Annotated in this window: 10 protein-coding genes; all 10 read right to left on the bottom strand. The window is 61.2% G+C overall.

The genetic code is table 11. From position 1 onward, the window contains the following. Positions 1 to 96: 96 nt before the first annotated feature. The 10 genes from I5961_RS24005 to I5961_RS23960 all read right to left on the bottom strand — a co-directional run bounded on the left by I5961_RS24005 (position 97) and on the right by I5961_RS23960 (position 14,640). Entirely contained in the window at positions 97 to 1,113 is a 1,017-nt protein-coding gene (locus tag I5961_RS24005; RefSeq protein ID WP_227233562.1) for a class I SAM-dependent rRNA methyltransferase, read from the bottom strand. Positions 1,114 to 1,257: 144 nt separating this feature from the next. Continuing rightward, entirely contained in the window at positions 1,258 to 3,195 is a 1,938-nt protein-coding gene (gene acs / locus I5961_RS24000; RefSeq protein WP_085697501.1) for an acetate--CoA ligase, read from the bottom strand. A 191-nt stretch (positions 3,196 to 3,386) separates the two neighbouring features. Continuing rightward, entirely contained in the window at positions 3,387 to 5,051 is a 1,665-nt protein-coding gene (gene pgi / locus I5961_RS23995) for a glucose-6-phosphate isomerase (protein ID WP_085612637.1), read from the bottom strand. 358 nt (positions 5,052 to 5,409) lie between these two features. Further along, positions 5,410 to 6,270, bottom strand: coding sequence for a pantoate--beta-alanine ligase (panC, locus tag I5961_RS23990; protein WP_085703182.1), 861 nt, complete (start codon positions 6,268 to 6,270; stop codon positions 5,410 to 5,412). Further along, positions 6,267 to 7,067 (bottom strand): 3-methyl-2-oxobutanoate hydroxymethyltransferase, encoded by an 801-nt coding sequence (panB, locus tag I5961_RS23985; protein WP_085697500.1) that lies wholly within the window; start codon positions 7,065 to 7,067, stop codon positions 6,267 to 6,269. The genes panC and panB overlap by 4 nt, the downstream gene beginning before the upstream one ends. Before the next feature lie 379 nt (positions 7,068 to 7,446). Next, entirely contained in the window at positions 7,447 to 7,932 is a 486-nt protein-coding gene (gene folK, locus I5961_RS23980; RefSeq protein WP_085697499.1) for a 2-amino-4-hydroxy-6-hydroxymethyldihydropteridine diphosphokinase, read from the bottom strand. A gap of 3 nt (positions 7,933 to 7,935) precedes the next feature. Beyond that, positions 7,936 to 9,336, bottom strand: coding sequence for a polynucleotide adenylyltransferase PcnB (locus tag I5961_RS23975; protein WP_085697498.1), 1,401 nt, complete (start codon positions 9,334 to 9,336; stop codon positions 7,936 to 7,938). Positions 9,337 to 10,069: 733 nt separating this feature from the next. Beyond that, complete coding sequence (locus I5961_RS23970) at positions 10,070 to 11,503, bottom strand: sigma-54-dependent transcriptional regulator (protein WP_227233561.1); 1,434 nt, start codon at positions 11,501 to 11,503, stop codon at positions 10,070 to 10,072. A 22-nt stretch (positions 11,504 to 11,525) separates the two neighbouring features. Further along, positions 11,526 to 14,480 carry a sensor histidine kinase gene (locus I5961_RS23965; RefSeq protein WP_166742304.1) on the bottom strand — a complete coding sequence of 985 codons (2,955 nt, stop codon included), beginning with the start codon at positions 14,478 to 14,480 and terminating at the stop codon, positions 11,526 to 11,528. Then, positions 14,464 to 14,640, bottom strand: coding sequence for a hypothetical protein (locus I5961_RS23960; RefSeq protein ID WP_003176118.1), 177 nt, complete (start codon positions 14,638 to 14,640; stop codon positions 14,464 to 14,466). The genes I5961_RS23965 and I5961_RS23960 overlap by 17 nt, the downstream gene beginning before the upstream one ends. Positions 14,641 to 14,674: the final 34 nt, after the last annotated feature.

Genomic DNA, 14,674 nt, shown 5'->3' with positions numbered 1-14,674 from the left:
AGTGCCTTGGAGTATGGCACGCGATTCCGGTTCCGAAGCAAATGCCCATGCTCAGGATTGTTCAGATTTTTCCGTGGGAAATTTCCTTCGCAGCAATCAGAGCTGAAGAATCAGGGTCTTCAGCGGTGGCTGCTGATCCATTGACGGGAAGTCCCGGCCCGGGGTCATCACGCTCCATTCGCGAACCCGCCGCCCGGCTTTTTCAGCGCAGCGCAGCACTTGTTCGCGCCAGTCGTCCATGCTGACTTTCGCCAGATTGTTGCAGCAGATCAGCACGCCATGCTCGGCGGTGGTCAGCAGGGCGGGCTTGAGCAGGCTTTGATAATCGCGCAGCAGGTCGACGGTGCCGAACGCACTCTTGGCCCACGCGGGCGGGTCGAGGAGCACCAGATCGTACCGGCGCTGTTCCAGGCGTTGATAACTCGGCAGTTTCTGCCCGCGACGCTGGCTGATCGGCAGGCCGGCCAGTTGGCGGATCGCCGGGAAGTAGTCGGACTGGATGAATTCCATGGTCGGCAGGTGCGGGTTGAGCTGACCGTTCTCGCGGCCGACCGCCAGATTGCCCTCGGCGAAATCCAGGTTGCACACCTCGCGCGCACCGCCGGCCGCTGCGCTGAGACCGACGCCGCAGGTGTAGGCGAACAGGTTGAGCACGCTTTTGCCCTTGGCGTGATCCTTGACCCAGCCGCGGGTGTTGCGCAGGTCGAGGAACAGCAGCGGATCCTGCCCGGCATGGCGTCCGCGTACACGATAGTTCAGGCCCCATTCGTGGCCGACCAGATCGACCAGCGCCGCGTCTTCGGCACGGTAGACGCTGTCTTCACGGTCGATCCGCGAGTTGCCACGGGAGCGGTCGTTGTAGACCAGCAGCGTTTCCAGTCCCAGGGTCTGGTTGACCATGGCGTGCAGTTGCAGCAGGTCTTCGCGCGCCAGCGTCTGGTGGAAACTTTGCACCATCAGTTGCGGGCCGTAGCGATCGATGGTCAGGCCGCCGGCGCCTTCCTGGCTGCCGTGGAACAGCCGATAGCAGTCGGTGCCCTGGCGGTGCAGCTCGGCGAGCAGATCCTGGCGTTGATCGAGTGCGGCGCGCAGCGCCAGGTTCAAGGAAGACATGCGGGCGCCTTGCTGGAGGGAATCGGGGCGCGGGAGTTTAGCAGTTTGGCAGGCAGTCGAGGGTAGCCATCGCGAGCAGACTCGCTCCCGCAGACGATCAAAAGTCCTGGTGGGAGCAAGCTTGCTCGCGATGCTTTTGCGCCGTTACCGGTTCAAGCGTTTATCGATCAAGCCCTGCACCACGCTCGGATCCGCCAGCGTCGAGGTGTCGCCGAGGCTGTCGAGTTCGTTGCAGGCGATCTTGCGCAGGATCCGCCGCATGATTTTGCCCGAGCGGGTCTTCGGCAGGGCCGGGGCCCACTGGATCAGGTCCGGTTTGGCGAAGCTGCCGATTTCCTTGCTGACGTGGGCCAGCAGTTCTTTCTTCAGTTCATCGGTGGGCTCGGTGCCGTTCATCGGTGTAACGAACGCGTAGATCCCCTGGCCTTTGACGTCGTGGGGATAACCGACCACGGCGGCCTCGGCGATGCTGTCGTGCAGCACCAGCGCACTTTCCACCTCGGCGGTGCCGATGCGATGGCCGGAAACGTTGATTACGTCATCGATGCGCCCGGTGATCCAGTAATCGCCATCCTCGTCGCGGCGGGCGCCGTCGCCGGTGAAGTAGTAACCGGGGTAGGGCTTGAAGTAGGTGTCGACCATGCGCTGCGGATCGCCGTAGACGCTGCGGATCTGCGCCGGCCAGCTCGACTTGATCGCCAATACGCCGCTGCCGGCGCCCTTGATTTCCTTGCCGTGTTCATCGAGCAGCACCGGTTGCACGCCGAACATCGGTTGGGTGGCGCAGCCCGGTTTGATTCGCTGGGCGCTGACCAGCGGGCTGAGCATGATGCCGCCGGTTTCGGTCTGCCACCACGTATCGACGATCGGGCAGCGCTGTTCGCCGACCACGTTGAAATACCATTCCCACGCTTCCGGGTTGATCGGCTCACCGACGCTGCCGAGCAATCTGAGGCTTTCGCGTGACGTTTCCTGCAAGGGGCCGGCGCCTTCACGCATCAACGCCCTCAATGCTGTCGGCGCGGTGTAGAAGATGTTGACCTTGTGTTTGTCGATCACCTGCCAGAATCGCGAAGTGCTCGGGTAACTCGGTACGCCTTCGAAGATCAGCGTGGTTGCGCCGTTGGCCAGCGGGCCGTAGACGATGTAACTATGGCCGGTGACCCAGCCGACGTCGGCGGTGCACCAGAACACTTCGCCGTCGCGGTAGTCGAGCACGTACTTGAAGGTCATCGCCGCTTGCAACAGGTAACCGCCGGTGGTGTGGAGCACGCCCTTGGGTTTGCCGGTGCTGCCGGAGGTGTAGAGGATGAACAGCGGGTCTTCGGCGTCCATCGGTTCCGGCGGGCAATCGTCGCTGACATCACGCACGGCCTGGTGATACCAGAGGTCGCGGCCTTCGACCCAGTCAACTTTGTTCTGAGTGCGCTCGACCACCACGACGGTGCTGACATTCGGGCAACTCTGCAGGGCCTTGTCGACGTTCTGTTTCAGCGGCACGAACTTGCCACCGCGCACGCCTTCGTCGGCGGTGATCACGGTGCGGCAGTCGGCATCGAGAATACGGTCGCGCAGGGAGTCCGGGGAGAAACCACCAAACACCACCGAGTGAATCGCGCCGATCCGCGCGCAGGCGAGCATGGCGTAGGCCGCTTCGGGGATCATCGGCATGTAGATGCACACTCGGTCGCCTTTCTTCACGCCACGGCTTTTCAGCACGTTGGCCAGGCGGCAGACGTGGTGATGGAGTTTGCTGTAGGTGATTTGCGTCGATTCGGCAGGGTCGTCGCCTTCCCAGAGGATGGCGGTCTGATCGCCGCGCGTTTCCAGATGGCGGTCGATGCAGTTGTAGCTGACGTTCAGCTTGCCGCCGGCAAACCAGGCGGCTTCACCGGTCTTCAGGTCATAGCGCTGGACGGTCTGCCACGGTGTGCTCCAGTCGAGGAAGCGGGTGGCCTGTTCGGCCCAGAAGGTGCCGGGGTGTTCAATGGATTCGCGGTACAGGCGCTGGTAGTCGTCCTGACTCAACTGTGCAGCCCGGCGGACGGCATCGGCTTTGGGGAACGTGCTGATATCGAACATGACGGTTCCTTATTCTTGTTGTGCGACAAGGATAAAGATGCGCCGAGAGTCCAACAGGTTCAAGTCATCCACAAACGACTGTGGGAACGAGCTTGCTCGCGAAGGCGGAATGTCAGTCAACGTGGATGTTGAGTGAATAACCGCAATCGCGAGCAAGCTCGCTCCCACAGGGTGACTGCAGAGCGATCAAATCAGCCGCGGTGACGGCCGCGGAAGTAGTTGATCAGGCCTTGGGTGGATGCATCTTCGGCGGCGGTTTCCTCGCTGCCGACCAGGCGGTTGTAGACGCCTTTGCCCAGTTCCTTACCCAGTTCCACGCCCCACTGGTCGAAGGCGTTGATGCCCCAGACCACGCTTTGCACGAAGACTTTGTGTTCGTACATCGCCACCAGTGCGCCGAGACGACGCGGGCTGATTCGCTCGACCACCAGGGTGTTGCTCGGACGGTTGCCCGGGATCACCTTGTGCGGCGCGAGTTTCTGCACCTGGTCTTCGCTCATGCCCTTGTCGCGCAGTTCCGCTTCGGCTTCCGGCAGGGTCTTGCCGAGCATCAGCGCCTGGCTCTGCGACAGGCAGTTGGCGTACAGCCACTGATGGTGGTCGGAGACCGGGTTGAAGCTGACGATCGGCACAATGAAGTCGGCCGGAATCAGTTGGGTGCCCTGGTGCAGCAACTGGTGGTAAGCGTGCTGACCGTTGCAGCCGACGCCACCCCAGATCACCGGGCCAGTGTCGGTCGACACGGCGGTGCCGTCCTGACGCACGCTCTTGCCGTTGGATTCCATGTCCAGCTGTTGCAAGTGCTTGGTGATGTTACGCAGGTAGTGGTCGTACGGCAGGATCGCGTGGCTTTGCGCGCCCCAGAAGTTGCCGTACCACACGCCGAGCAGGGCCAGCAGCACCGGCATGTTCTGTTCGAACGGCGCGCTCTGGAAATGCTGGTCCATGGTGTACGCACCGGACAGCAGTTCCTTGAAGTTGGACATGCCGATGGCCAGCGCAATTGGCAGACCGATGGCCGACCACAGCGAGTAACGACCGCCGACCCAGTCCCACATCGGGAAGATGTTTTCTTCGCGGATACCGAAGGCCACGGCTGCCGCGTTGTTGCTCGATACGGCGATGAAGTGGCGATACAGCTCGGCTTCCGAACCACCCTGGGCCAGGTACCAGGCACGGGCGGCCTGGGCGTTTTTCAGGGTTTCGAGGGTGTTGAACGACTTCGACGACACGATGAACAGCGTGGTCTCGGCGCGCAGTTTTTGCGTCAGCTCGTGGAACTCGCTGCCGTCGATGTTCGCCAGATAGTGGCAACGCACGCCTTTCTGGGCGTAGGACAGCAGGGCTTCGGAGACCAGCTCGGGGCCGAGGAACGAGCCACCGATGCCGATATTCACAACGTCAGTGATCGGCTTCTCGGTGTAACCACGCCACAGACCGTCGTGGATGCGGCCCACCAGATCGGTGATCTGGTTCAGCACCTTGTGTACTTCAGGCATCACGTTGACGCCGTTGACCGACAGCTTGTCGCCGACCGGGCGACGCAGGGCGGTGTGCAGCGCCGGGCGGCCTTCGGAGGAATTGACGATTTCGCCGTCGAACAGCGCCTTGATCGCGCCCTTGAGATCGACTTCATTGGCCAGACCCACCAGCAGGTTACGGGTCTCGGCGTTGATCAGATTCTTCGAATAGTCGAGAAACAGTCCGCAGCTGCTGAGAGTGAACTGATTGAAGCGCTGCGGATCGGCGTTGAAGGCTTCGCGCATGCTGAAATCCTGCATGGCTTGGCGGTGATCTTTCAACGCTTGCCAGGCAGGCAGAGCGGTAACGTCATGAGGAGTGCGGTAGTACGCCATCGCTGCGGTTTTCCTTTTTACTTGAACGGCCTTTTGAACACTGAAAAGACCTCCCCGCCAGGTTTGGGCGAGGGGGCAACTGCGTCGACACGATTACTTTGGCGCAGGGCGAATACAGTAAACCCAGCGCCGCGATCTGTCTTGGCTTTGTCTGACCTGTTTTCGGTACTTTTTTAACATTGATAACAGACGGGGGCCGACGGACGGCAAGTCATGCGAGCAAGTTCCTGCGTTCGCGCGCAGTGGACCGGCGGGCAGTTTGCCCGATGGTCAGGTGCTCAGCAATGCGATCAGGAAGGGGAGTTGGCACGAATGTGGGAGCGAACAGGCGCGCTCCCACATGCTGCTGTTGCAGTGTTCAGGCGGGGGTATCGAGGTTCAGGTGCAGGTTGTCGATCAACCGGGTGGTGCCGAGGAATGCTGCAACCAGAATCACCAGATCACGATCTTCCGCCGTGGCCGGACGCAGGGTCAGGGCGTGGCGGATTTCCAGGTAGTCCGGACGCAGGCCGGCGGCTTCCAGTTGCTGGCGTTGCGCCTGAATCAGGGCAGGGAAGTCGCGTTCACCCTGCTTGATAGACTCGGCAATGCTGTTCAGGGTGCGATAGACCACCGGCGCCACGGCGCGTTGCTCTTCACTGAGGAAGCCGTTGCGCGAGGACAGCGCCAGGCCGTCGGCGGCGCGTACGGTCGGCTCGCCGATGATCTGGATCGGCATGTTCAGGTCATGCACGAGTGCGCGGATTACCGCCAGTTGCTGGAAGTCTTTCTGGCCGAAGATCGCCAGGTCCGGCTGGACCATGTTGAACAGCTTGCTGACCACCGTCGCCACGCCTTCGAAGTGCCCCGGACGGCTGGCGCCGCAAAGGCCTTCGGAAAGTTGCGGCACGCTGACCCGGGTCTGACCGGCCATGCCGTCGGGGTACATCTCTTCGACGGTCGGGGCGAACAGCAGATCGCATCCGGCTTCCAGCAGTTTTTCCTGATCCGCCGCCAGGGTGCGCGGGTACTTGTCGAGGTCTTCGCCTGCGCCGAACTGCAGCGGGTTGACGAAAATGCTCGCGACCACGAAGTCCACGCGCTGGGTGGCCTTGGTGATCAGGGCAATATGGCCGCTGTGCAGGTTGCCCATGGTCGGCACGAAGCCGATGCGTTTGCCTTCGCTGCGGGCGCGCGCCACGGCGGCGCGCAGTTCACGTACGGTTTTGACGGTGTTCATGCAGAGAATCCGTGTTCGATTCCGGGGAAAGTGGTGGCTTTGACTTCACTGACGTAAGCCTTCAGCGCGGACTGGATGCTGTCCTGACCCTGCATGAAGTTCTTCACGAACTTCGGCACACGGCCGCTGATCGACAGGCCGAGCATGTCGTGCAGTACCAGCACCTGACCGTCGGTGGCGTTGCCGGCACCAATGCCGATCACCGGAATCTTCACCGCCTGGCTGATTTCAGCCGCCAGTTCGCTCGGCACGCATTCGAGCAACAGCATGGCTGCACCGGCCTGCTCCAGGGAGATCGCGTCGGCGCGCATCTGGCGTGCTTGGTTCTCGTTGCGACCTTGCACTTTATAGCCACCAAGAATGTTCACGGCTTGCGGGGTCAGGCCCATGTGGGCGCAGACCGGCACACCGCGCTCGGCCAGCAGGCGGATCGAATCCGCCAGCCACAAGGCGCCTTCGACCTTGACCATGTGCGCGCCGGCCTGCATCAGCAGAGCGCTGTTGGCCATGGTTTGCTCGAGGGTGGCGTTGGCCATGAACGGCAGGTCCGCCAGGATCAGTGCATCAGAGTTGCCGCGTTTGACGCTGGCAACGTGGTAGGCCATTTCTGCGGTGGTCACCGGCAGGGTGCTGTCATGACCCTGCAGAACCATGCCGAGGGAGTCGCCCACCAGCAGCACTTCGACACCGGCCTCGTTGCAGGCGTGGGCGAAGGTCGCGTCATAGCAGGTCAGCATGGTGATCTTTTCACCTTTCTGCTTGAGGCTCTGGAGCGTGGTCAGGGTGATGGCTGGCATGTAAGAAATCCTCGTTCAGGCGCTCTGGAAACTACTGCGAGTAACGCGCGTGATTCGTCATCTATTCAGGCGCACGCTCTTTTGTCGTGCTTATAAGGCCTGGATTGCGCCCTTGTATGCCGGGTTGGCGGCAGCGGGACGCCTATAGTCGTGATGAGGCCTCAGGAAGTCAATTGCGTGTGTTACCGCATTGTTACGAGGGGAGTGTTACCTGCGTTACTGATGCGATTCAGCGGGCCGGGCCGGGAGATTCGCGCTTTTTTGTCCTACAAAAACACTTGTGGGAACGAGCTTGCTCGCGAAAGCGGTCAGTCAGCCAATGCAGACATTGACGGTTAGATTGCCTTCGCGAGCAAGCTCGCTCCCACAGGGTGTGGTATCAGTTTGAGGTAATGCGTTCCAGGCCGACGAACGGGCATGATGCGAGAAGATCGGCAAGGGTGCGGCCATCGGCCAGGCGCAGATCCTCGGCAGCCAGTTCGGCCAAGGGATAGAGAACGAACGCGCGCTCCTGCATGTGGTAATGCGGGACTTTCAGGCGCGGCTCGTCGATCAGTCGATCACCGAACAGCAGAATGTCCAGATCCAGTGTGCGCGGGCCCCAGCGTTCCAGGCGTTCGCGGCCTTGATCGTTTTCGATCGCCTGCAAGGCATCGAGCAGATCCAGCGGGGCGAGCGCGCTGTCGAGTGCGGCGACCGCGTTGGTGTAACGCGGTTGGCCCGGCAGCAACGAGTCGCTTTGGTAGAAGGCAGACACGCCGACCAGTTTGGTGTCGGGCAATTGCCCCAGCGCGTCGACCGCGTTGCGCAGTTGTTCGGCCGGGTCAGCCAGGTTGCTGCCCATGCCGATGTAGATGCGTTCCATCGCTTATTCGCCCGTAGCACTCGGTGCGCCGGCGCGCTTGCGCTTGGAACCGCTGCTGCGGCGACGCTTGCGCGGTGCACCACTGGCGTCATCACCCTTACCGCTGAGGTCACGGATCATGTCGCGGCGTTCGCTGTCGTTGGCGTCCTGATAATCGGTCCACCAGTCGCCCAGGCCATCAGTCTGTTCACCGGCGCTCTCACGCAGCAGCAGGAAATCGTAGCCGGCGCGAAAGCGCGGATTGTCCAGCAGCAGGTCGGCGCGTTTGCCGCTGCGGCGTGGCAGGCGTTCCTGCATGTCCCAGATCTCGCGGATCGGCATGGTGAAGCGTTTTGGGATCGCGATGCGCTGGCACTGTTCGGCGATCAGTTCGTGAGCGGCTTCCTGCATGGCCGGAATCGGCGGCATGCCACGTTCCTGCAGACGCAACACGCGAGCGGGAAGGGCTGGCCACAACAGGGCGGCGAACAGGAACGCCGGGGTCACCGGTTTGTTCTGCTTGATCCGCAGGTCGGTGTTGGTCAGTGCTTCGCTGATCAGCGTGTGGGTGTATTCCGGGTTGTGTTCCAGCGCATCGGCACTGGCCGGGAACAGCGGCGCGAACAGTTGCAGGTCGACCAACATCTCGAAGGTGATGGCGCCATGACCGGAGAGGAACAGCTTGAGCACTTCCTCGAACAGGCGGGCCGACGGGATCTCGCGCAGCATCGGCGCCAGTTCGCGGATCGGCTGGACGGTGTGCTTCTCGATGCCGAAATTGAGCTTGGCGGCGAAACGCACGGCCCGCAGCATCCGCACCGGGTCTTCCTGATAACGCTGCGTCGGATCGCCGATCAGACGGATCAACTGGTTACGGATGTCGTGCACGCCATTGGCGTAGTCGAGGATGCGCTCGCTGACCGGATCGTAATACAGAGCATTGATGGTGAAGTCGCGGCGTTGCGCGTCCTCTTCCAGGGTGCCGTAAACGTTGTCACGCAGAATGCGCCCGCTCTCGTTGCGCGAAGACTGGTTGCTGTCTTCGTCGTCTTCGTTTTGCGGGTGATTGGCGCGGAAGGTCGCGACTTCAATGATTTCGCGACCGAAATGGATGTGTACCAGCTTGAAGCGGCGACCGATGATTCGCGCATTGCGGAATTCGGCACGCACCTGCTCGGGGGTGGCGCTGGTGGCGACGTCGAAGTCTTTGGGCGTGATGCCCAGCAGCATGTCTCGCACGCAACCGCCAACCAGGTAGGCCTGGTAGCCGGCGCCCTGCAGACGTTCGACGATGTTGACCGCATAACGGCTGAATTGCGCCTTCTGCAGCGAATGTTGGCCGCTGTTGAGGACTTCAGGCGTGCTACGGATGTGTTGCGTACGACGCAGGGGAGTTCGGAATGACTGGAACAGCTTCTTCAGCATGGGATGCACTGTTTGAAGGAATGTTCGGCCATACCAGAGAATGACCGCATGATGGGCCGGGATTCTAGCATTTAGTCGAGGGATGGTGTAGGACGCTGCCGATTTGCGCTGCAAGCCTCAGGCTAGAGGGGGGGAAGATGTATCGGAAGGAAGATTTTCCGTGAAGGAGAAACTACAAGGGGAGCCGAAGCTCCCCAAGAAGTAGTTGCGTGCTCTTTTTATTATTGATTCGGGCTTTTTGTTTTTGTTGAGTGCCCTCGCCATGAAGCTTTTTCTTCATGACCCTCCCAATCGGGAGCCAAGAGCAAACGGATTGCTTTGGTCGCTGTGTTGCAGTGATCTTGCGATCCAACCAGTACAGGCTCTGTCTTAAGACAGTTTTTGTTGTTCTCGGCCTGGTCGTGGGGCTGGCCCCAAATACAACGCCTCTCCAAAAGAATCAGTTAGCTGCGCCTCTCGCCGTCTTGTTTTTATTGTGCGTGAGTCGATTCGTCTTATTTTTATTGTCTTGTGCATTGCTTGTTATTGTTCTTGTACCAAACATATAGCAGGTGCCGTGCCAACTTTTGCGAACCCCAATAAAACAAGGGGTTAGGTCGATATAACCGTTTTCGCAGGGCGAAAAAAAGCCGGGGTTTCGTTACCGATAACCCCGGCTTCTGTTACGTGAAAAGACTGAGGTAACAGTTTTTTCACATCTTCAACGGTCACCCGCACACTCGACAGGTCACGTTCAGCTCTCGCTGGCGACCCCGGTCTTGCGCCGTGGAATGCCCAGACGCTGACGGCGTTCCCACAGGCATTTGCGGCTGACGCCCAGTTTGCGCGCCAGTTCGGTCTCGGTCATGTGGTCCTGATGTTCGAGCACGAAGTGCTGGAAGTAGTCTTCCAGCGACAGGTCTTCGGTCGGCTCGTGGCTGCTGCTGGCGTTACCGGGCGTTTGCGCCGGCAGGCCGATGAATTCGTCGTCCTCCAGATCGCCCAGTTCGATGTCGATGCCCAGCAGGTCGGCAGAGATTTCCGGGCTTTCGCTCAGAATCACCGCGCGCTCAACGGCGTTTTCCAGCTCCCGCACGTTACCCGGCCAGGAATAGTGACGGATTGCCTGCTCGGCATCGGCGGCAAATTTCAGGTCGGTGCGGTTGATGCGGGCGCTTTGACGAGCGAGGAACGCATTGGCGATTTCGTTGACGTCGGCGCCGCGCTCGCGCAGGGCGGGCAGTTTCAGCGCGATCACGTGGAGGCGGTAGTACAAGTCTTCGCGGAACTGGCCGATTTTCGCCAGACTCTTGAGATCCCGGTGGGTCGCGGCGATCAACCGGACATCGACTTTCTGCGACTGAACCGAGCCCACCCGGCGAATCTCGCCTTCCTGCAGTACGCGCAGCAACCGGGCCTGGGCTTCCAGTGGCAATTCGCCGATCTCGTCGAGGAACAGCGTGCCGCCGTCCGCCGCTTCCACCAGACCGGCGCGACCCGCGCTGGCGCCGGTGAACGCGCCTTTTTCGTGACCGAACAGTTCGGACTCGATCAGGCTTTCCGGAATGGCTGCGCAGTTCACCGAGATCATCGGTGCTTTGGCGCGTTTCGACAGGTTGTGCAGAGCGCGGGCCACCAGTTCTTTACCGGTACCGGACTCGCCCTGGATCAGCACGTTGGAATCGGTTGGCGCGACTTTACGGATCTTGCCGTAAAGGTCCTGCATCGGCGGACACGAGCCGATGATGCCGATTTCGCCGTTGCTGTTGTCGATGGCGGATTTACCGCTGCCATTGGCCGATTTGGCGGGAGCTGCTTCGCTGGCGGCAGGCGCCGACTGGCGATCACGCAGGATCCGCGCGACAGCCTGAAGCATTTCGTCGTGGTCGAAGGGCTTGGCGATGTAATCCACCGCGCCCATCTTCATCGAGTCGACCGCCGAGCGCAGACTGGCGTAGCTGGTCATGATCAAAACCGGCGTGCCCTCGCCGAGCTTGATCAGCTCGGTGCCCGGAGCGCCCGGCAGTCGCAGGTCGCTGACGATCAGATCGAACGTGGGAATACTGAAGCGTTCTTGTGCTTCCTGCACTGAACCGGCTTCGCTGACCTGGTACTGGTTACGTTCCAGCAGGCGGCGCAAGGCGGAGCGGATAATGGTTTCGTCTTCGACGATCAAAATGTGCGGCATTGATTCGATACTCTCGACGGTCTCAGTTCACAGCGGACGTCGCTTCGACATGGCGCGGCAATGTCACCCGGATACGGGTGCCGCGCTGGCTCTGAACATCAGCCGGGCTGTCGATGGTGATTTGTCCATAATGCTCTTCAACGATGGAATAGACCAGTGCAAGGCCCAGACCGGTGCCTTCGCCAGGATCCTTGGTGGTGAAGAAGGGTTCGAACAATCGGTCCATGATGCTCGACGGAATACCGCTGCCTTCGTCTTCGACGATCAGATCGACCGTGTGTTCGCCGGCTTCGCTCTTGACCCGCACTGCACTGCCGGCAGGCGAGGCGTCACGGGCGTTGGAGAGCAGATTGATCAGCACCTGGGCGAGCCGCTGCGGGTCGCCTTCGACCCAGTGATCGGGATCGCACAGGTTGTAGAACTGGACTTCGAAATTGCGCCGGTTCAGGGCCAGCAGGCCGATGGCGTCCTGAGCCACTTCCGCCAGACAGACGGGCTCGTCACTGTGCTGATGACTGCCGGCATGGGCAAAACTCATCAGCGACTGGACGATGCGTGACACGCGTTTGGTCTGTTCGAGGATCTGACCGCTGATTTCCGTCAGCTCACCATCTTCTTCGCGCTCTTCCCGCAGGTTTTGTGCGAGGCAGGCGATGCCGGTGATCGGGTTGCCGATTTCGTGGGCCACACCGGCCGCGAGCCGTCCAATGCTGGCCAGACGCTCGGAGTGCACCAGCTTGTCTTCGAGCATCTGGGTTTCGGTCAGGTCTTCCACCAGCAGCACCAGGCCGCTGTTGCCCGGTGCCAGCGGTTCGTCGATCGCGGCTTTGTGCAGGTTCAGCCAACGGGTCTGGCCGTCAAGGGCCAGATGCTGTTTGTGCAAGTGCTCGTCGGGCAGGTGAATGAAGCCTTGCAGCAGGTCTTTCCACGGATTGGCGATGGTGCTCAGGCGCGAGCCGACCACCCGTTGCGCAGCAATCCCGGTCAATTCTTCCATGGCCTTGTTCCACATCAGGATCTCCTGATCCTTGGCCAGCGAGCAGACGCCCATTGGCAATTCCTGCAGGGTCTGGCGGTGGTAGCGGCGCAGTGCATCGAGTTCGGCGGCCAGACCGGTCAGGCGCGAGTGGTAGTCCTCCAGGCGGCTTTCAATGAAGTGGATGTCTTCGGTGACGTAGTTTTCTCCGCCGGCCTTGTACGGCAGGAAGGTTTCCACCATGTCCTGGGCGACGCTCGGTCCCATCAGGCCGGAGAGGTTGGCTTCGATCCGGTCGCGCAGGCGGCGCAGGGCGTAAGGGCGGCGCTCGTCGAACGGCAGATAAAGGTCGCGCAGGGCCTGTTCGACTTCTTTCTGCGCAGCCTTGGCGCCCAGCGGCTTGGCCAGTTGCGTGGCGAATTCCTGCGGAGAGGCGGCGTGCAATTCGCGGCGCTGCGGACGGCGCACGTTATCCACAGCACAGGCTTCGGCAGCGCTGGCCTCTTCCGGGCTGGCATTGGTGAACAGCGAAATCAGCGTGAACATCAGGACGTTGGCCGCCAGCGAGGCGATGGCCGCCATGTGCCAGCTCGTATCGTCCAGCACGTAGATCATGTTCAGCAGCGGAATATAGAAACCCTGCAGATTACCGACCAGCGGCAACAGCATGGTCACGACCCACACCACAATTCCCGCCAGGAGACCGGCGATAAAGCCGCGGCGATTGGCGGTCGGCCAGTACAGCACCGACAGTACACCCGGCAGGAATTGCAGGGTCGCTACGAAGGCGACGATGCCGAGGTTGGCCAGGTCCTGCTCGGCGCCGAGCATCAGGTAGAAGCAGAAGCCGGCCATGATGATCGCGACGATCAGCGCCCGGCGGGTCCATTTCAGCCAGCGATAGATATTGCCTTCGGCCGGCGGCTGGTAGAGCGGCAGCACCAGATGGTTCAGGGCCATGCCCGACAGGGCCAGCGTGGTGACGATGATCAGGCCGCTGGCCGCCGACAGGCCGCCGACATACGCCAGCAATGCCAGCGATTTGCTGTTGGCGGCGATGCCGATGCCGAGGGTGAAGTATTCCGGATTGGTGGTGGCGCCGAGTTTCAGGCCGGCCCAGAGAATCAGCGGCACCGCCAGGCTCATCAACAGCAGGAACAGCGGCAGGCCCCAGCTCGCGCTGACCAGCGAGCGCGGGTTGAGGTTTTCGGTGAAGGTCATGTGATACATGTGCGGCATCACGATCGCCGAGGCGAAAAACACCAACAGCAACGTGCGCCACGGGCCTTCCTGCAATGGCGTGTGCAGGGCGGCGAGTGCGGTCTGGTTCTGCAACAGCCACAGTTCAAGCTGTTGCGGGCCGTCGAATACGCCGTACAGCGCGTAGAGGCCGACGCCGCCAAGGGCCACCAGTTTGATCACCGATTCGAAAGCAATCGCGAACACGAGTCCTTCGTGCTTTTCACGGGTGGCGATGTGCCGGGAGCCGAAGAAAATCGTGAACAGAATGATCAGCGCACAAAACGCCAGGGCCACGCGATTCTGCACCGGCTCGCCGGTGAGGATGCCGATCGAGTCGGCCACGGCCTGGATCTGCAACGCCAGTAACGGCAAGACGCCGATCAGCATGAATATCGTGGTCAGCGCACCGGCCCAGGTGCTGCGGAAGCGGAAGGCGAACAGGTCCGCCAGCGACGACAGTTGATAAGTGCGGGTGATCTTGAGGATCGGATACAGCAGCACCGGCGCCAGCAAAAACGCGCCGGATACCCCGAGATAACTGGACAGGAAGCCGTAGCCGTACTGATAGGCCAGCCCCACCGTGCCATAAAACGCCCACGCACTGGCGTAGACCCCGAGCGACAGGGTGTAGGTCAACGGATGGCGAATGATCGCCCGCGGGATCATGCCTCGTTCACTGATCCACGCCACGCCGAACAGCGCGGCCAGGTAGGCGGCGCTGATCAGCAGCATCTGGGTCAGGCTAAAGCTCATCGGCATCTTTTTGGCTCTGCAGGATGAAGGTCACGACAATCAGGATCAGCCAGAGCAGATAAGGGCGATACCAGGCGCCCGTAGCGTCGATCCACCAGTCCATGATGGCGGGAGAAAACAGGTAGATCCCCACGACCAGAAGCAGGACCAAGCGATAGATGTACATCCCGGCCTCTCTTTTTTATGCGCGTGCCCGAAAA

It is taken from the genome of Pseudomonas sp. IAC-BECa141 (assembly GCF_020544405.1).
Taxonomy (GTDB): domain Bacteria; phylum Pseudomonadota; class Gammaproteobacteria; order Pseudomonadales; family Pseudomonadaceae; genus Aquipseudomonas.
The sequence above is the reverse complement of the archived record's forward strand: the minus strand, read 5'-3'. Positions and strand labels throughout refer to the sequence as shown.

What these genes read in the sequence shown, in the direction of transcription:
- I5961_RS24005 (WP_227233562.1), bottom strand. Translation starts at nt 1,113, where the DNA reads ATGTCTTCCTTGAACCTGGCGCTGCGCGCCGCACTCGATCAACGCCAG.
- acs (WP_085697501.1), bottom strand. Translation starts at nt 3,195, where the DNA reads ATGTTCGATATCAGCACGTTCCCCAAAGCCGATGCCGTCCGCCGGGCT.
- pgi (WP_085612637.1), bottom strand. Translation starts at nt 5,051, where the DNA reads ATGGCGTACTACCGCACTCCTCATGACGTTACCGCTCTGCCTGCCTGG.
- panC (WP_085703182.1), bottom strand. Translation starts at nt 6,270, where the DNA reads ATGAACACCGTCAAAACCGTACGTGAACTGCGCGCCGCCGTGGCGCGC.
- panB (WP_085697500.1), bottom strand. Translation starts at nt 7,067, where the DNA reads ATGCCAGCCATCACCCTGACCACGCTCCAGAGCCTCAAGCAGAAAGGT.
- folK (WP_085697499.1), bottom strand. Translation starts at nt 7,932, where the DNA reads ATGGAACGCATCTACATCGGCATGGGCAGCAACCTGGCTGACCCGGCC.
- I5961_RS23975 (WP_085697498.1), bottom strand. Translation starts at nt 9,336, where the DNA reads ATGCTGAAGAAGCTGTTCCAGTCATTCCGAACTCCCCTGCGTCGTACG.
- I5961_RS23970 (WP_227233561.1), bottom strand. Translation starts at nt 11,503, where the DNA reads ATGCCGCACATTTTGATCGTCGAAGACGAAACCATTATCCGCTCCGCC.
- I5961_RS23965 (WP_166742304.1), bottom strand. Translation starts at nt 14,480, where the DNA reads ATGCCGATGAGCTTTAGCCTGACCCAGATGCTGCTGATCAGCGCCGCC.
- I5961_RS23960 (WP_003176118.1), bottom strand. Translation starts at nt 14,640, where the DNA reads ATGTACATCTATCGCTTGGTCCTGCTTCTGGTCGTGGGGATCTACCTG.